The sequence below is a fragment of the Bacillus sp. RK1064 genome (assembly GCF_051488405.1).
In the GTDB taxonomy this organism is placed as follows: Bacteria; Bacillota; Bacilli; order Bacillales; family Bacillaceae; genus Bacillus.
In genome coordinates this window covers 2,885,830-2,903,277 of record NZ_JBPSCZ010000001.1, presented here as the reverse complement: position 1 = coordinate 2,903,277, position 17,448 = coordinate 2,885,830, and the positions used below count along the sequence as shown (strand labels likewise).

Annotated in this window: 16 protein-coding genes; 2 read left to right on the top strand and 14 right to left on the bottom strand. The window is 43.8% G+C overall.

Annotation, left to right across the window (positions count from 1 at the left end):
* The 4 genes from ACSSTM_RS14780 to ACSSTM_RS14765 all read right to left on the bottom strand — a co-directional run bounded on the left by ACSSTM_RS14780 (window position 1) and on the right by ACSSTM_RS14765 (window position 4,549).
* Window positions 1–1,140, bottom strand: coding sequence for a glycosyltransferase family 4 protein (locus ACSSTM_RS14780; protein ID WP_095285762.1), 1,140 nt, complete (start codon window positions 1,138–1,140; stop codon window positions 1–3).
* Window positions 1,106–2,980 carry a polysaccharide biosynthesis protein gene (locus tag ACSSTM_RS14775; protein ID WP_095285761.1) on the bottom strand — a complete coding sequence of 625 codons (1,875 nt, stop codon included), beginning with the start codon at window positions 2,978–2,980 and terminating at the stop codon, window positions 1,106–1,108. Before ACSSTM_RS14775 ends, ACSSTM_RS14780 begins: the two co-directional genes overlap by 35 nt.
* Window positions 2,981–3,144: 164 nt before the next feature.
* Window positions 3,145–3,828 (bottom strand): CpsD/CapB family tyrosine-protein kinase, encoded by a 684-nt coding sequence (locus ACSSTM_RS14770; protein ID WP_034660048.1) that lies wholly within the window; start codon window positions 3,826–3,828, stop codon window positions 3,145–3,147.
* A complete protein-coding gene (locus ACSSTM_RS14765) occupies window positions 3,818–4,549 on the bottom strand; it encodes a YveK family protein (RefSeq protein ID WP_034660050.1) in 732 nt (243 codons plus the stop codon). Before ACSSTM_RS14765 ends, ACSSTM_RS14770 begins: the two co-directional genes overlap by 11 nt.
* A gap of 258 nt (window positions 4,550–4,807) precedes the next feature.
* On the opposite strand from ACSSTM_RS14765, the gene slrR reads away from it, so the two are divergent.
* On the top strand, window positions 4,808–5,278 hold the full coding sequence (slrR, locus tag ACSSTM_RS14760) for an HTH-type transcriptional regulator SlrR (RefSeq protein WP_034660051.1): 471 nt from the start codon (window positions 4,808–4,810) through the stop codon (window positions 5,276–5,278).
* Between the two features lie 88 nt (window positions 5,279–5,366).
* On the opposite strand, the gene ACSSTM_RS14755 is transcribed toward slrR, so the two are convergent.
* The 4 genes from ACSSTM_RS14755 to ACSSTM_RS14740 all read right to left on the bottom strand — a co-directional run bounded on the left by ACSSTM_RS14755 (window position 5,367) and on the right by ACSSTM_RS14740 (window position 8,680).
* Window positions 5,367–5,591 (bottom strand): phage holin, encoded by a 225-nt coding sequence (locus ACSSTM_RS14755; RefSeq protein ID WP_034660052.1) that lies wholly within the window; start codon window positions 5,589–5,591, stop codon window positions 5,367–5,369.
* A 139-nt stretch (window positions 5,592–5,730) separates the two neighbouring features.
* The gene (locus ACSSTM_RS14750; RefSeq protein WP_170938421.1) at window positions 5,731–6,636 is read right to left on the bottom strand and encodes an iron-hydroxamate ABC transporter substrate-binding protein; all 906 of its coding nucleotides are present in this window, start codon (window positions 6,634–6,636) and stop codon (window positions 5,731–5,733) included.
* A gap of 17 nt (window positions 6,637–6,653) precedes the next feature.
* A complete protein-coding gene (locus ACSSTM_RS14745; protein ID WP_034660053.1) occupies window positions 6,654–7,655 on the bottom strand; it encodes a FecCD family ABC transporter permease in 1,002 nt (333 codons plus the stop codon).
* Window positions 7,652–8,680 (bottom strand): FecCD family ABC transporter permease, encoded by a 1,029-nt coding sequence (locus ACSSTM_RS14740; RefSeq protein WP_170938418.1) that lies wholly within the window; start codon window positions 8,678–8,680, stop codon window positions 7,652–7,654. Before ACSSTM_RS14740 ends, ACSSTM_RS14745 begins: the two co-directional genes overlap by 4 nt.
* A 322-nt stretch (window positions 8,681–9,002) precedes the next feature.
* Here ACSSTM_RS14740 and ACSSTM_RS14735 point away from each other — a divergent pair, with 322 nt between their 5' ends.
* Complete coding sequence (locus ACSSTM_RS14735; protein ID WP_034660057.1) at window positions 9,003–10,412, top strand: polysaccharide deacetylase family protein; 1,410 nt, start codon at window positions 9,003–9,005, stop codon at window positions 10,410–10,412.
* Window positions 10,413–10,427: 15 nt separating this feature from the next.
* On the opposite strand, the gene abc-f is transcribed toward ACSSTM_RS14735, so the two are convergent.
* The 6 genes from abc-f to nikA form a co-directional block, all read right to left on the bottom strand.
* Complete coding sequence (abc-f, locus tag ACSSTM_RS14730) at window positions 10,428–11,987, bottom strand: ribosomal protection-like ABC-F family protein (RefSeq protein ID WP_212590105.1); 1,560 nt, start codon at window positions 11,985–11,987, stop codon at window positions 10,428–10,430.
* A gap of 334 nt (window positions 11,988–12,321) precedes the next feature.
* A complete protein-coding gene (locus tag ACSSTM_RS14725) occupies window positions 12,322–13,092 on the bottom strand; it encodes an ABC transporter ATP-binding protein (protein ID WP_034660059.1) in 771 nt (256 codons plus the stop codon).
* Window positions 13,086–13,904, bottom strand: a complete 819-nt coding sequence (locus ACSSTM_RS14720; RefSeq protein ID WP_034660060.1) for an ABC transporter ATP-binding protein — start codon at window positions 13,902–13,904, stop codon at window positions 13,086–13,088. The genes ACSSTM_RS14725 and ACSSTM_RS14720 overlap by 7 nt, the downstream gene beginning before the upstream one ends.
* Complete coding sequence (gene opp1C, locus ACSSTM_RS14715) at window positions 13,867–14,754, bottom strand: nickel/cobalt ABC transporter permease (RefSeq protein WP_095285780.1); 888 nt, start codon at window positions 14,752–14,754, stop codon at window positions 13,867–13,869. Before opp1C ends, ACSSTM_RS14720 begins: the two co-directional genes overlap by 38 nt.
* A gap of 5 nt (window positions 14,755–14,759) precedes the next feature.
* Window positions 14,760–15,689, bottom strand: a complete 930-nt coding sequence (opp1B, locus tag ACSSTM_RS14710) for a nickel/cobalt ABC transporter permease (protein ID WP_034660061.1) — start codon at window positions 15,687–15,689, stop codon at window positions 14,760–14,762.
* Between the two features lie 15 nt (window positions 15,690–15,704).
* A complete protein-coding gene (nikA, locus tag ACSSTM_RS14705; RefSeq protein ID WP_095285759.1) occupies window positions 15,705–17,336 on the bottom strand; it encodes a nickel ABC transporter substrate-binding protein in 1,632 nt (543 codons plus the stop codon).
* Between the last annotated feature and the right edge of the window lie 112 nt (window positions 17,337–17,448).

Below are 17,448 nucleotides of genomic sequence, written 5' to 3'. Positions count from 1 at the left end.
TCACATCACCTTCTCTGCTTGATCCATATAGGTTGTATAAATTTCTTCCATAGCACTCACCGTCTGCTCCTGTGCAAATGCATGCGCTAAGGAGCGTCCTGCTTTTCCCATGAGGGGCAGCTGATCCCTTTTGTGATAGAGCTGGTGCAAATATTCAGCCAAATCATTCACATCATGCGGTTTGACTAGAAAACCATTGACGCCGTGTCTGATCAGCTCACAGTGTCCTCTATTCTCCGTTGCAATGACTGGTTTTTCCGCAGACATCGCTTCAAGCAGATTCATGCCGAGGCCTTCTCTCAGACTAGTCGACACACATACATCACTCATATGCATCCATTCCTCAATTTGTTTGCAAAAACCAGCAAAGTGGACATGCTTTTCAAGATGGAGCCCGCAAACCAGCTTTTCATACATCGGCCTCATTGTGCCTTCCCCGGCAAACACGATCTTCACATTTGATATTTTCCTATATAGCTGGGCACATGCTTTGATGAGCATCCCTTGGTTTTTATTCGCATTTAATTCACCAGCACACAGCACAATAAAATCTTCTGAAGAAAAGCCATAGACTGCACGAAGACGCTGCTTCTCTTTTTCATCAACTGGGGCAAATCGCTTAATATCCACCCCCATACCGGGAACATAATAGACAGATGCCCGCTCTTTTGATAGACGATCTGCTCTTTTAAAATCCTCTCCATTAATGGTGATCAGAGCGTCTGTATGGCGGGCGAGCCATCGCTCAATTGGATAATAGAGCAGCCAGTTTTGAAGCGGCGCCCCCTGCCAAAAGTGAAAGCCATGTGCTGTGTAAAGAACCTTCGTCCCTTTTTTGCGCGCGCTTTTGGCTGCAAGTCTGCCAATGACACTTCCCATTGGTGTGTGACAATGGATGAAGTCGTAGTGCTCTTTCGCTAACAGCTTCTTCAACTCCACATACGCAAACCGGTTGTGCACATGAAAAGGGGAGCGCTGAATCGGAATTGAGTGCGCTTGATCCACATAGGGCAGCTCCAGCTGACCATTTGCTGCTGTATGCACTTCCCATCCTTGTTCCTGAAACCACCGGAAATATGGAAGGTGAAATGCCTTAAAATGATAATCAACCGTTGCGCAAAACAAGACTTTTTTCTTCATTGGCAAGCGCTTCCTCCCCTCTGGTCATCTGTTCAGACAACAAATCATGCGATTCGATGGCAGCAAACAATGCTTCTCTCATTTGCTCTTCACTCATCATGTCAAATTCATGGATAAAGCGGTTCAGCACATATGGATCACCATCCAGCGCATGGCCGATATGAATTTTCGGAAAAATTTGTTCCTGTGCTTTTTCATGCTGGTTGAGTAATTCTTCATACATTTTCTCCCCAGGACGAATGCCTGTGAACGTGATCGGAATCTGGTCTGTGGTATAGCCTGAGAGGTGAATGAGGTTTTCTGCGAGGTCAACAATTTTCACTGGCTCCCCCATATCTAATACAAAAATCTGTCTTCCTTCTGCCAATGCACCCGCCTGAATGACAAGCCTTGATGCTTCTGGAATGGTCATAAAATACCTTGTCATCGCTGGGTGCGTGACCGTGACCGGCCCGCCTTGTTCGATCTGTTTCTTAAAAATTGGAATGACGCTTCCCCTGCTTCCGAGTACATTTCCAAATCGAACCGCTACAAATTTTGTTTCACTGCCTGCCCCCATTTGCATGATCAGCATTTCAGCAAACCGCTTTGTGGCGCCCATCACATTGGCAGGATTGACCGCTTTGTCAGAGGAAATGAGGACGAATGTTTCAATGCCGTGCTCATGTGCAGCTTCTGCGACATTTTTTGTCCCGATAATATTGTTTTTCACTGCTTCTTTTGGACTGATCTCCATGAGCGGGACATGCTTATGTGCCGCGGCATGATAAATCATATCCGGCTGAAACTGACCAACGATTTCACTCATTTTCTGTTTATCTTGGATATCTGCAATTTGTGGATAGAGACTGATGGTGTCCCCATAAATTTCTTTCAGCTCTAGTAAAATAGAATGAATGCTAAATTCCCCGTGTCCCACAAGCACAATCGCTTGAGGAGCAAACACACAAATTTGACGACAGATTTCTGACCCAATCGATCCGCCTGCCCCTGTGACCATAATCGTTTTCCCCTTTAAATGGACAGATAGACGGCTTGAATCTAATTGAATCGGTTCTCTTCCGAGTAAATCCTCTGGCTGTACATCCCGTAATTGATTCAGCGCATGAGTTCCTTTTAAAATCTGCTCCATCTCTGGCATGATCTGCGTTTTGACCCCAGTCGCTACGCATTCCTTATACAGCCCTTTTAAGGTATGGCTGCTTTTGGACGGAATGGCGATGATGATCTTTTGAATATCCATCATCACAACAGCTGTTTGAATCTGTTCTTTTCCCCCTAGAACAGGCAGTCCCATGATTTCAAGCTTATGCTTCGTCTTGTCATCATCTATGAAGGCGACTGGTTCAATATGTACATCACTCGATTGCTGAAGCTGACGAACGATGATGGTCCCGGCTGATCCGGCGCCAATGATTAAGGCCCGCTCCTTTTCTACCTGCAGCCGCTTTGCACCATCATGAAATAGCCGGGAGGCCATTCGAGATGCACCGATGAATAATACGTGGAAAAGCCACACAATGAACAAAAACCGAAAGGGCCATGTCTGCACGAAAAGGTACAGCATTGCCATTGAAAATAAAAAAGAACACACAAAGGTCTTCATTAAAGAAAATAGCTCTCTTACCCCTGTATAAGCCCATACTTGCTTGTACACGTGAAAAATATACGAAAACAAATGGTGCCCAATGAGCAGACTGAGCGAAGAAATGACGAGCATTTCAAATGTATAAACAGTTAACGCCGCTTCTTGGACAAATTGAAAGCCAAAAAAGACAGCAACTAAGATGAGATATGAATCTAGTGCCACGATGATTGATAATCTTTGGGCGTAAGTCAACGCTCCTCCCCCTTTTTCAACATCACTATTCTTACGTAAAATGGGCATCAAACCCGTCCTCACACCCCACTATTGATGACGAGCATCTAAGGCATTTGTCATGCCCACAGCAGGATCGAGTGCCTCCATTGTTAAAGATTAGGAGACATCACCTATCAATCTTGTTAATACATATACAGCCTTCCCTTTTTCTCTTTCTTGCCATTTAGCATAGCCCCAAGCAGTTTACCTGTTGTTCCTTCTAACACTTCTTTTGATTTCTTCACAGCCGCTATCTTTGTTTTGCCGCTTAAGACAACAAGAATGCTCCCATCGGTCCGGTTCGCCAGGATCTTTGCATCGGCCACTGGCAGAAGCGGCGCGGAATCAACAATCACCATGTCATATTGCTGTTCAATTTCATAAAACAGCTGCTTCATGACAGAAGAGGAGAGCAGCTCAGCTGGATTCGGCGGAATGGTTCCGCTCGGAAGCAGCTCTAAATGCTCAATGGGTGTAGGCAAAATAGCTTCCTCCAAGCTGCAATTATTTAATAGTACATTGGTCAAGCCCGTGTGATGACTCAGGTCAAAATATTCATGAACAGACGGCTTTCGCAAATCAGCATCCATCAGCAGCACCCGCTTTTTCTGCTGTGCAAAAACAGCTGCTAGGTTTGCAGCCGTAAATGATTTCCCTTCCTTCGGCAAGGAGGATGTCACCAATATGGATTTCAGCCTTGTTTGGATTGATGTGAATTCGATGTTAGTTCGGATTGTACGGAATTGTTCTGCAATGACAGAGTGAGGATTTAATACAGAAATACAGGATAAATCTCTCTTTTCTCTTTTCTTCCTCTTAAAGATCAATGTTCTGTCCTCCCGTTATGACGGACTGCTTGTCTTTTTTTGCCCTCCTGTCTGCCTGCATCTGATAGACACTTCCGAGCGACGGCAATCCGATCTCTTCTCTTATTTGATGTGTTCGTTTTACAGTATCATCGAGTAAATTCATTAAGAAAATGAGTGTCATCCCCCCTAATAAAGAGGCACCTAGTGCCAGAACGATATGAACGAATTTTCTGGAATTCATGAGAATCGTATTGGACAGCTTGGCTTCAGACAAAACATTAATGCGATCCATATTCATGGTTTTTTTGATTTCTTCTTGCAGCACCTCTGTTGCGGTATTCGCAATGGCGACTGCCTTTGCGCGATCCTCATCTTGTACAGAAATATTGATGACCTCAGACTCATTTTCTGTACTTGTGGCAATTTTGTGTTTTAATCCTTCAGCTGATTCTGTGAGGTTGAGTGTTTCTTTTACTTTTTCAATGACGATCGGACTTTTTAATAAAACTTGAAAGGTACGTGTATATTGAAGGTTCATCTGAATATCGTTTAAGTTTGCTTGTGCGTCATTGCTGCGTTTATGAACAAGAATTTGAGTGGTTGCCTGATATACAGGAGTCGAGACATAGAACTGATAGTAGGCTGAAGTGCCCGTTACGATCAGGACAATCAGGATCAGAAGGGCCATTTTCTCTTTAATGACAGAAAACAGCTGCTTAAAACCTATATTCTCATTCATAGATACCTCCCGATTTCATCATAAAAAGGTTATATATGGTTTCTTTTTGTTAATGATTGGATTATAAAAGATAATACCCGCAAAGAAAAATGTCATAATAGGTCTTATAGTTCTTTTTAAAGAACGAAATCGTTCGTTTTCTTTTGTTTACTTCCTGTTTCTTACGTTTTTGAATTTTATAAAGAACAATTTATTTCTTATAATGAACGAAAAGGTCGCAGTACGATTCGCCAGGGAGAAGGGAGATCATTGATAAGAATGATAGGAAAGGTGATACGCATTTACCGAAAGAGGAAAGGATACTCCATTCAGCAGCTGGCTGAAGATGCCCATGTCTCTAAGTCGTATTTGAGTAAAATTGAGCGTGGTGTCCACAGAAATCCATCTGTCCAGTTTTTAAAAAAGGTATCCTCTTCACTAGAAATTGATTTACAAGAGCTGTTTGATGCAGAAACGATGATGTTTCATTACTCTGAGGGTGGTGAACACGAATGGCGGGAGCATATCGTCAATGCCGTCCAATCCGGCATGCCGAAAGAAGAACTCTATCAGCTGCTCCAAACGTACCGAAAGGAGCAGGAAGAAAAGACGTTACATGTCACTCATAGAAAGCTGACTGATTCGAATATATCAGAGTGGAAGCGTCTGATGAGTGAGGCGAAAGCTATCGGCTTAAGCATTGAGGAAGTAAAAGCATTCCTCGCCAACATGGGAGAACGACGGGCGTAAGCCTTTCAGGAAGAGTCAAATTGCGGGGAGAGGCGTTTGACGCTTCGCTGAAAAAGAGCCTTTTATCATGAAAAGGCTCTTTTTTCTCTTATTCTTCTTTTTTTGTTCGTGCTTTTTTCGTTATATCATTGTTTTTCCAATAGGCCCATAGTGATGTAATCCCAAGAAAGGCTAACGTGATAAATTGCTGAATACCTTCTTCATCAATAGGAATTGGGCTTTTTCCCGCAGCGGTTAGAGCACTGTTGACAAGCGCGAGCAAAAGCAGCACAAGCCTTGCGATTGTACCTGCACTAATTTTTTGAACCTTCAACTGTATCCCCTCCCTTTCTTCCCCTTCACGGGCGGTACTGCTCGTTCTCTCTCATATGTATGCAAAAACCGAATGAATAGAAGACCAGATCAAAAAAAGAGACATCATTCCCATATAAGGAATGATGCCTGATTTCATTTTATTTTGATGTAGAAAACATCTCTTTTGCTTCATCCAATGCCATTTTATTGCCTAGTGCTGAGTAATCGAGCCATGGCTGATCGGCAATCGGATAGACTTGATTTATCTTCACGGCTTTTAGACCCTTCCAAATCGGAGTCTTTTCTAATTGCTTGAATGCCTGCTGCGCTTTATCATCACGATTCACGACGACAAAGATAGCATCTGCATCATAGTCAGGAAGAACCTCTTGAGAAATCACTTCAAATGGCCGCTTGCTGTCCAGTTTCTTCACACCATCGACAGGTGTCAGACCTAAATCCTCGTATAAAATAGGACCCATTGGGCGCTTCATGCTAAATACTCGAAGCTCCTTTGCCGTCACACGGATCGCCATTACTTTCCCGTTTCCAATCTTTTGTTTGATGAGCGATTTGACTTCTTTTGCTTCTTGATTGTAATCCTGAATATATTGATCGGCTTCTTTTTCTTTATTGACGAGCTTGCCGATTTTTTTCAAATGATCACGCCAAGTGCCGTCATTTAAATTAAACACTTCCGTTTTGGCGATTTTCTTATATTTCGATAAGTCTTGTCCAGCTAGTTCTTCATCGACATAAATGACATCTGGTTGTAATGCAAGCAGTGACTCCATATCGGGATCGGCTGCGATGCCCAGCTTCTTCGTACCACTCAGCTGCTTTTTCGCATGTGGAAGGAAATCTTTTAAGTCCCCTCCTACAACAGATCCTGCCGGCTTGATACCGAGTGCTAATAAGTCATTGGTTAAATGGATAGACAAGGAAGCAATTTTTGGTGTTCCATGATCATTTTGAGTTGTTGTATTCTTTGTTTCCTGTTGACCACAAGCGGCAAGCATAATGAAACAGAACGTTAAAACAAGCACAAGTAATTTTTTCATGATGAGTTCCTCTTTCACGTTTATTTCGTTTTTGTTAATAAATAGAGAAAATAAGGTGCCCCAATAAAAGCCACAACCACACCCGCTGGTATGGAATTTGGGGCAAAGATGGAACGTCCGATTGTATCGGCACTGACCAAAATCAACAAGCCAAGCAGCGCACTAACCGGTAAAAAATACTGATGGAGTGAGCCGACAAGCCGCCTTGCCAAATGCGGGGCGACAAGACCAATAAAACCAATACCGCCTGTCATCGAAACACTTGCACTCGCCAAACCAACAGCCAAGGTCAGCAAAAGGAGACGCTGACGCTGGACACGTACACCTACACTTGAGGCGACAGCATCTCCTAATGTCAATGCATTGAGCGTGCTTGACTGCATCAGCGTAAGCGGCACAAGGCATACAATCCAAGGCAGAAGCGCTAACACATGAATCCAGTCTCTCCCCCAGACATTACCGACAAGCCATCTTGAAGCAAATGTGTAAGTATCTTCATCCAGCTTCAATGACAAATATAACGTCAAAGCACTGAATCCCGCCGCAACCGCAATTCCTACTAGGATCAGCCGGATGGGAACAAGCCCTTCCTGCCGGTCATACGCCAGAAGCACGATGACCGCTGCCGCAAGAAGCCCTCCGCCAAATGTAAAGAGCGGAATAAGAAGAGATGGATTGCCTTCTAGTGCATGGAAATACGTCACAAACACGATTAAGCCAAATGCTGCTCCTGCATTCAGTCCAATAATTCCTGGATCGGCCAGCGGGTTACGAGATAAGCTCTGCAAAATGCCGCCCGCAATGCCAAGACCAATTCCCGCCAGCATCGTCACCACGATTCGAGGCAGACGATAGTCAAACAGCACCGTTTCACTTTGAAAATCCCCAAAGCCGAATAACGTTTTGACGACCACAAGAGGACTTAGTTTCAGCGTGCCGGTATTTAAGCTATACAGCACAACAGCCGCAGTCAAACAAAGCAAAACGACTGTCACGACAAGAGCCCGCTGTTTCTCTCTCATGACAGGTTCCTCCCTTCTTTTCTGGCAATATATAAGAAGAAAGGAACACCGACAAGTGCCACCATCACGCCAATGGCAAGCTCTCGGGGCGGATTAACGGTGCGGCTGGCAAGGTCAGCAAAGACTAGCAGCACCGCGCCTAATATCGCCGACATCGGAATGACGAAACGATAGTTTACACCAACCAGCTTTCTTGCGATATGCGGGATGACAAGACCGACAAATCCAATCGATCCGACTGCTGATACAGAAACCCCTGCTAATAATACGGCAGCTGCCATTCCTAGTATTCGCACTTGTCGTGTTTTCACCCCTAAATTTGCCGCTACATCTTCACCGAGCGACAGCAGCGACAGCGAACGCCCTAATAGCATCGCCCATACGATCACTATCAGAATGACTGGGGCAAGAATCGTCAGCTGCGGCCATTTCACACCAGCCACACCGCCTGCATACCAAAACGCAAGGTCCTGACTCAAGTCAAAATAAATCGCGATCCCAGAGCTAAGCGCATGAAGCAATGCAGCCACAACGGCTCCTGCTACAGTTAAACGCAGCGGTGTCAAAACGCCACCAGCCGCCCCAATCGCAAAGATCAGCAGCGTACTAAGCACTGCACCAATAAAGGAAAAAAACATAAGTGCCGAATAAGGCATTTCTGGGAAAAAGGCAAAACAGAGAGCGACCACAAACATCGCACCGCCATTAATGCCCAGAATCCCCGCATCTGCCAGCGGGTTTCTTGTGATGCCCTGCATGAGCGCACCTGCTACGGCAAATGCCGCTCCGACAAGAGCTGCTCCTAAAACACGAGGAAGTCTTAATTCATGGATGATCTGCTGCTCTGTGACATCTGACTGATAGTCAAATACAGCTGTCCAAACCGTTTGCAGAGACAATGTTTTGGCACCATATGACACAGCCAAAAACATGGCAGCCGCCAAACCAATGACGGCGAGAAAAAATATCAAAAAGAACAGAATATGTGATGATCGTTTTTGTTGAGGTGTTCGCTTATCCTGCAAAATCGGTGTCATCCTTTTCTTCATTAAAAGTCAGTTTGAAAATGAGAATCATAATCATCAAAATTATAGCCGTCTGCCTCTGAAAAATCAATGTACGCCCTATTTTTTAATTAATGAAGGTATGTGCGTGGCAGCAAAATGAGGTGTCTTTTGCTCGTTTGGAATGGCCTATCATTTTTTCTCATAGTTTAATAGGAAAATAGTTGACATTCCGCCTGAACATCCTCTAAAATTACAAAAGTAAGTCAAATATTATAAAAATATTACAAACAGATGTCAAACTGATAAAGAATGGCCCGTCATGAGAGGAGATTTGAACGTTGTGTCATTAAAGGGAAAATGGAGTATCAGCCTATTTGCACTTGCGATCATCATTGGAGTCGTTGCTTTCTTTCAAAATCAACAAGCAAGCGGTACAGAGAAGAAAAATGTAAAGCAGGATACGAACTATAAAAATGTCGAAATCGTTACTCTCGTAAATGACGGGAAATTTATGAGATATGCAGTCAACTATCCTCTTTTTCATCAAAAACAGCTAGATGACAAGATTCAAAGCTACGCCAATTCAGCATTAGAGCATTTCAAAAAGACTTTTAGTGAAGCCAAGGACATCGATGAAAACAAACGCTTTGAACTGAATATTGATTATGATATGGTGCATTATGCGAAGCAGTCTGCTGCTATTCGCTTTACGACTTATACCTATACAGGTCAGCAAAATGGGATCACCAATCATCTCACGATCAACTATGATTTTCAGAAAAAAACCTTTCTTGACACAAAAGATTTATTTCTGCCTAAAACCAACTTTTTGAAGAAATTATCCTACATTACATATTCAGAGCTTCTAAAGGACAAAACCTTATCTAAGGATCAGACTCTCCTTCAGAAAGGAACAGCCCCTACTGCTCAAAACTTCAGTCAATTTGCCTTGAAAGAGAAATATGTAGAATTTTATTTCCCAGCATCTCAAGTAGCCGACAAGGATCTTGGTCCGCAAACACTCGCGATTAAAAAGACGCTGCTGAAAGATATATTAAAGCCAGAATATATGAATAAAACCAATAACCAAAATGAAATGAAAGAACCAAATCCGAAAAGAAAAGCCGTCAAGCTGCCGCAAAAATCAAAGCTTGACCCTAATAAAAAAGCCATCGCCCTCACATTTGATGATGGTCCGAACCCAGCGACAACATCAAAAATTTTAGATGCATTAAAGGCAAATAAAGGACATGCGACCTTTTTCGTATTAGGCAGCAGGGTGCAGTATTATCCTAGTATGCTTGCAGATATTCTAAAAGGCGGGAATGAAATCGGAAACCATTCTTACAGTCATCCTTTATTAACAAGACTGCCTTTAAAGGAGGCGGTGAAACAAGTGAAGGACACCCAGCAGTTGATTGAGAAAGCGAGCGGGTATACACCTACGCACTTTAGACCGCCATATGGTGGAACAAATCAAGACATCAATCAAGCGGTTGGGATGAAGGTCTCTTTATGGGATGTTGATCCAGAGGATTGGAAAATTCGCAACAGTCAGCAGATCACAAACCACGTTCTCTCACATGCAGCAGATGGCAGAACAGTGTTAATGCACGATATTTATGACAGCTCAGCTCAAGCAGCAGTGAAGATCATCCATGAGCTCACCAAACAAGGCTATCAGCTGGTCACGGTAAGTGAACTTGAACAATTAACAAAAGAACGGCATGAACAAGCCCCTGTGCAGTAAACACAGGGGTTTTCTTTATGACTCCAAAGACTTCTTTTGTTTCAATAATGCTTGAAATGTCTCTTCCAGCTCCTGAGACGGCTCAATACTTAAACGGCTGAGCACTTCAGACAGCTGCATATCAATTAAAAGAAGCTCCTCTTCTCTTTGTGTAACAGCTGGTTTGTCGTCCTTTTGTTTATACGCTTCATATGTGCCGTCAAATGCTTCAATTCGTTTTTCGTGAACATGGAAAATACGAGTGGCCACCTTCTCAATCAGTCTGCGATCATGGGATACAAACACAACGGTACCCGGGTAATCCTTCAATAGACCTTCGAGCGCTTCAACTGCCGACAGATCTAGAAAGTTCGTCGGTTCATCCAGCATGAGGACATTGGCATCGCTGACAAGCAAGGACGCAAGCATGGTCTTCACCCGTTCTCCCCCGCTTAACACCCTAACAGGTTTATGCACATCATCCCCTCGAAATCCGAGTCTCGCTAAAACCGTTCGTACCACTGTCTCATCTTGAACAGCCTCTTTCAGCGCATTTTGTAAAATCGATTCATCTACCTTCAATCCTGAAAGATCCTGACGAAAATAGCCGAGCTTGACAGCTTCTGAGCGAGACACTCCGGGATGCCCATTCACCAGCATTCGGAGAAATGTCGTTTTCCCGCTCCCATTCTTGCCGATAATGGCGACTTTGTCCCCGCCTCTCACTTCCACATTTGCCTGCTTCCAAAGCAATTGATCGCCCGCCTTGCCATCTACATTTTTCACTCGCAAAATAGTACGGCTCGCTACTTCCTTCATTGTATGCTGAGTCATTTGAATGGGCTGAATGTCTTTTACTTTCTCAACCTTTTCTAATTTCTCCATCCTTGTCTCAATGGATTTGGCTGTTTTTTGCAGCTTTTTTTGCTTATTTGCATAGTAGGGCTTTGCAATTTTTGGCCCTGAGGATTTCAGCTTTTGGGATGGCTTTGTTGCTTTGTCGGCTTTTTTCTTTTTCTTTTCAAGCGCATGCTCTAACTGTTTTTTCTTTTGTGTATAAGCTTCGTACGCTTCCACCTGCTGACGATGCGCCAGCTCTTTTTGCTGTGCAAATTGCGAGTAGTTGCCTTTGTATTGATTAAGCCGTCCATGATCCAGCTCCCAAATCTCCGTACATACCGCATCTAAAAAAGCACGATCATGTGAAACGACAATGAGGGCCCCTTGATAATGATGCAGCTTCTCTTCCAGCCACTCAATGTGCTCTGTATCTAAATGAGTCGTCGGTTCATCTGCTAATAAAAGGGCAGAAGGACGGTTTAACGCTCTTTCAATATAAGTCTGGGTCATCTCACCACCGCTCTGTGTGCCATCCGCTTGTTTCAGCTGAGGAAGCAGTGTACAAGTTGTTGTGGCAGCAAACGTGCCACTGTCTGGTTTCTCTTGCCCCGCCAGCACATGCAATAAAGTCGTTTTCCCGCTGCCATTTGTTCCAACAAGGCCGATGCGGTCATCTTGATGGATGGCAAGCTCCTCAATATCAAATAACAATCGATCTTTTCGAAAAATCTTTAACTGATTGGCTTTTAATAACATCCAACCCTCTCCTTTCGTATCAGGAGACATGAAAAAGCCTCCCATTCTCAGAATAGGAGGCAAAATGGTGTACAAAAATAAGCAGATCAATCCAGGATGACGTGCCGCGTTCCTATCTGAACACACACATCCCCCGTATCAATCACCTCATTCTTTGATTCCCAAGCTGTACCATCCTATTCCGAAGCTAAAAAATGAAAACGCAGCAAACATGGCAAACCAATCGTTTGCTCACTGCCTTCGTTTTTTCATTTTGCTTACAGGTCATAGGATTAGTACTTCATTGCATTGGGTCACCCTTCCGTCGTTTGTTACGTATACGATAAAAGATTGGTTATTTTTTGTCAAGCTGAAATGGCATAAGTGAGTCCATTAATTTCAGCGTAAATGGGTGGACCGCATCAAGCAGTTCATCCTTTTTGCATTCTTCCACTATGCTTCCTTCATGTAAAAAAAGGAGACGATCACATAGATACACCGCCGCTTCTATATCATGAGTAATCATAAGGATGGTCATGTCTAGCTCTTGTTTTAATGTCTCGAGCAGCTCCAATAGTTGCACCTGAACAGAGACATCCAGTGAGCTCAGGACTTCGTCTAGTATGAGAATGGCTGGATGCGTTGATATGGCTCGTGCAATGCACACTCGCTGGAGCTGACCGCCGCTTAGCTGATGTGCATATTGATACAGCAAAGAAGAGGGTAGTCTGACTTGTTCAAGCAACGATAAAACCTTCTGATCCACATTTTTTTCCTGCTTTAACAATCGCATAGGCTCAGCAACGATTTCTTTCACCGTAAAGGAGGGGTGAACAGAAGATCGATAATCCTGAAAGACAACACTCATTTTTCCTCGGTTCATCTTTCGCCATGTGTCAGCTGGCTTTCCATCAATCTGTACCTTGCCGCCATCTATTTTTTCTAAACCGAGCAGAATTCTTGCCAATGTACTTTTGCCGCTGCCGCTTTCACCGACTAACCCGGCACATTGTCCTTTTTCGATTTCAAACGAGACGTTTGATATGCGTGGTTTTGACTGCATTTGTCGAGAGAAGAAACCTTTCTTCTCTCCATGCTTGATGAGGCTATCAGCTGTAATCAACATGGAAATGCCCTCACTCTCTGCTGCTGCCGCAGTGCTTCAAGAGGCACAGATAATCGGCGCCTCGTCTCAAGTAAATGCTTCGTTTGAGGATGCTCAGGCGATGTGAATACCTTATCAGCTGGGCGATGCTCAAGCATCTCGCCTTGATGCACCACCAACACCTCGTCAGCGATCGCCTGAACGACGCCTAAATCATGCGAAATGATGATCAAGGCCGCGCCTGTTTCTTCTTTCAGCCTCTGTAATTGCATGATGACTTCACGCCGATTATATGCATCAAGCGACGCCGTTGGCTCATCGGCAATGATCACATTAGGAGAAAGCATCATCGTGATCGCAATCATCACTCGCTGAAGCATACCGCCAGATAATTCATAAGGATATTGCTTCAACAATTCATTTGGATTTTTTAAATGAACACGCTCAAGTCCTGCGATAGCATGTGCTTTCCCTTCTTTTCCTTGTAAGCCCAAATGACGCTGGAACGTTTCCATCATTTGATGACCAATGGTTTCGATGGGATTGAACGCATTCATCGCATCTTGTGAGATGAAGCCAATTCGTTTGCCTCGCCACTGCTCAGCTGTCTGAGTTGTCAATGTTTCGCCGTCAAACATGATCGCTCCCTCCACTTCTAGCGAAGAAGGAATCAAGCCAATTAACGCTTTTGCGACGGTTGATTTTCCGCTTCCACTTTCTCCAATAACAGCTAAACAACGTTGTTGCTGTAGGGAGAACGTTATGTTCGCCACTAAATCCTTTTGCTGCACTGGATCATGTACGGACAGATTTTTTACGTCGATGAAAGGCAAATGGTCTCCCTCCCTTTTGATTGTTGTGATGCATGGCAGGGGTCGTGGCCTGCTGAAGGCTGTCTCCTAAAAAGTTCAGCGCCATGACCACAAATAAGATGGCAAGGCCAGGCACAAGCATATGGGCTGGATGTGTCACCATGACATTCTTCGCTTCGTTGAGCATCATCCCCCATTCCGGTGTAGGTGCGCTCACGCCTAACCCAAGAAAAGACAGAGCAGATATATTTAAGATGACCCAGCCCGCATCAAGTGTCGCAAAGACAGCAATTTCTCCTGAAATGCGAGGAAATAAATGCTTCCTCAGTATGTAAAATGGGGAGCCGCCAGACACTTTTACATACTGAACAGATGGTTCATTCGCATACTGCAGAACGGACGAACGAATCATTCTTGTATACCAGGCCCATTTCGCTAGGACATTCGCCAAAATAATATTGAATAATCCAGGCCCCAGTATCCCCACAACAGCTAGAATCATCACTTCTGCTGGGAAGGAGAGCATAACATCACACAGTCTCATCAACACGCCATCCACTTTTCCTCGGAAGAAGCCCGCCATGAGTCCAAGTGTGCTGCCAATGAGCATCGTGATACACATCGTCAGCATGGCCGCAAGCATCGTAGTCCGAATGCCATATAAAAGCCGTGACAATACGCATCTCCCGAGCTGATCCGTTCCGAGCGGATAAGTCAGGCTGATGCCGGCATATTTTTGAAGAATGTTCGTTTCTGTTGGATCATGTGGTGCTAACACTGGTGCAAACAGTCCTGCTAAAGCGACAAGTGCTAACAGCCAGATAGAAACAACCGCCATACGGTCTTTTCTTAATTGATGCCATCCTATCATCATTCTCAGACCTCCTTTCGCAACTGCGGATTCATGGTCATTTGCACAACATCAGCCATGAGGTTACACACAACAAAAAGGAACCCCATCACAAATAAATAGGCTTGAATCATAGGGAAATCGGCATGGAAAATAGCTGTTACACACAACCGGCCAACCCCTGGCCAAGCAAAAAGATTTTCAATAATAACTGTGCCAGCAATGAGTTTTGGGATAGACATGCCAAGTGCTGTCACAGCTAATTGAAGTGCATGTCTCATCACTTTCAGTTGAACAGCCCGTTCCTTTAAACCGCGAGCTCTTGCATAAAAAACAAAGGGCTCGTGCTGAAATTTCAGGATTTGATTGCGGATCAGTCTCACATAGGTTGATAAGTACCCAAGTGATAGTGTGACAGCTGGTAGAAGAATTGATTTGAATCCTTCCATTCCACTCGTATTGACCCAATTGAATTTGACAGAAAAAAGCCAAATAAACAAAATCCCTAACCAAAAACTAGGCATTGAAGCAGCGATAAACACAAAGGCTCTCAGTACTCGGTCTACCCATGTATGAGCAGCATATGCACAGATCACTCCGAATAACAAACTCAATACAATGATGAAAAAGAGCGCTGCTCCTGCAAGCTGCAATGTGGCAGGCAGCGCCTCCATGATGAGATCAAAAACTGGCTCTTGTGTAACATAACTCCTGCCAAAATCACCTGTTAATCCATCTTTAAGCCATGTGGCATATCGTATAAGAAATGGCTGATCTAAGCCTAGCTCCTGCCGCATCGATTCAATCATGTCTTCTGTTGGAGTGACTTGATTCACCCGCAAAGCGACCTCAGCTGGATCACTTGCCCGCATCGTCAGCAGTACAAAAGCAAAGAAGGTGATAAAGATCATGAGTGGGAAAAGCAGTAATATTCGTTTTAAGAGATAGCGTGTCATCTTTCTGCCTCCGCTTTATGAAGAAAAATACATACGGTCAAAGGGAATTTCATACTGTGACACATGAAAACCTATGCCTTTCAGGCGCTTATTATAAACAGCCTTTGTCACAGAATAAGAAATTGGGATGTAGACATTTTCATCATGGATATACATCAAGATGTCTCGATACATTTGTTTCCGCTTTTGCTCATCTGGTTCTACCAATACTTTCGTAATCGTCTCGTCCAGCCACTTTTTCTTCTTCAATCCTAACTGGGCTTGATAATCAGCATGCGATGCTACGCGGAACGAAGAAACATAGGTTTGTGGATCATAAGGAAGTCCCCACGATAGCGAGTACATCAGATCGAATTTCCCTGTTTTTTGGCGATCTAAAAACGCCTGTTTTTCTTCTCCTCTAATATCCAGCTTGATCCCCACTTGCTTGAAATCTTGTTGAATGGATTCACTTATCGTTCTTTCACCTGCATTATCGGAATTATAGTAAATGGCGACACTCAGCCTTTTGCCATTTTGATAGCGGTAGCCGTCTTCTTTCAGCTTCCAGCCTGCCTCATCCAGTAATGCCTCTGCTTTCTCTTTTTGATAGGTTTTCTTTTTCAGCGGGATATCTGCGTAAGGAACGGACGGGGCAAGCAGCGTATGTGCCACCTGTTCCGTTCCATTTAAAATGCCTTTTGTGATCATCTCTTTTTGAATGGCATATTGAAACGCTTCTCTGACTTTCGGATCTTTTGTCATTGGCTGGTTTGAATTGATGACGATCGATCTTGAACCAACAGGAGGACTCACGGTCACACCGTATTGACCTGCTTCCTTTAAAGCCTGGAATGAGTCTCCGTCGATCATGTCGCCATCTGCTCCAAATAAGAGATCAATCTCTCCTTTTTGCAGGGCAAGTAAAATCGTTTGGTGATCCGGCATGACTTTCCACTTTACTGTTGAAATTTTTGGCTTTTTCCCCCAGTAGTGGTCATTCGCTTTAAAAACGGCATATTGATTTTTTTTATGTTCCTTTAGCACATAAGGACCTGTGCCTGCATAGCTTTGAACTCCTTTTGCTGTCGTTCCATCAATGAAGCTTTTTGGAGAAATAAAACGGAAGGGGCGTGTTAAGCCCAGTTCTTCTAACGTAGGGTAATAAGGCTCCTTTAACGTAAGAACAAATGTATCGTCATCCACCGCCTTTGTGGATTTGATTTCGGATACGAGATTAAGCCAAGCGTTCTTTTCAATATTTTTGACGACAGCGTCCATGTTCATTTTCACTGCCTTTGCATTAAAAGGCTCGCCATCTGAAAAAGTCACGCCTTTTCGAAGGTGAAAGGTGTAGGTCCTTCCATCTTTTGAAATATCCCAGCTTTTCGCTAAGGCAGGCTGAACGCCTTTCTCGGTATTGACGACAAGCGATTCAAACACCATATTTTGAGCGGCCATCTCTCCACCATATAAATGGGGATTGATGTCCCTTATATCTTTTGTACTTGCATACACCAGCTCATCTTCTTCTCTGTCATTCATGCTGGAAAATGCTTTATTATCAGAGCATGATGCCAATAAAAAACATGCCATGACTGAAAACAGCATCAAGGTGTATGTTACATAGGATTGCTTTTTCTTTATGTAAACAGGCTGATCACTCATATGTACTTCCCCCAAATTTATATTATCGTAATCATTACGATTATTAATCGAAATGATTACGAATTGAATAATATCATACAGAAATGGGGAATACAATCTCTTTTTTTATCAA

Coding starts and splice junctions, on each gene's coding strand:
- ACSSTM_RS14725 (WP_034660059.1), bottom strand. CDS start 13,092: ATGTTGATTACAGCTGATAGCCTCATCAAGCATGGAGAGAAGAAAGGT.
- opp1C (WP_095285780.1), bottom strand. CDS start 14,754: ATGATAGGATGGCATCAATTAAGAAAAGACCGTATGGCGGTTGTTTCT.
- nikA (WP_095285759.1), bottom strand. CDS start 17,336: ATGAGTGATCAGCCTGTTTACATAAAGAAAAAGCAATCCTATGTAACA.
- abc-f (WP_212590105.1), bottom strand. CDS start 11,987: ATGTTATTAAAAGCCAATCAGTTAAAGATTTTTCGAAAAGATCGATTG.
- opp1B (WP_034660061.1), bottom strand. CDS start 15,689: ATGACACGCTATCTCTTAAAACGAATATTACTGCTTTTCCCACTCATG.
- ACSSTM_RS14765 (WP_034660050.1), bottom strand. CDS start 4,549: ATGAATGAGAATATAGGTTTTAAGCAGCTGTTTTCTGTCATTAAAGAG.
- ACSSTM_RS14745 (WP_034660053.1), bottom strand. CDS start 7,655: ATGAGAGAGAAACAGCGGGCTCTTGTCGTGACAGTCGTTTTGCTTTGT.
- ACSSTM_RS14780 (WP_095285762.1), bottom strand. CDS start 1,140: ATGAAGAAAAAAGTCTTGTTTTGCGCAACGGTTGATTATCATTTTAAG.
- slrR (WP_034660051.1), top strand. CDS start 4,808: ATGATAGGAAAGGTGATACGCATTTACCGAAAGAGGAAAGGATACTCC.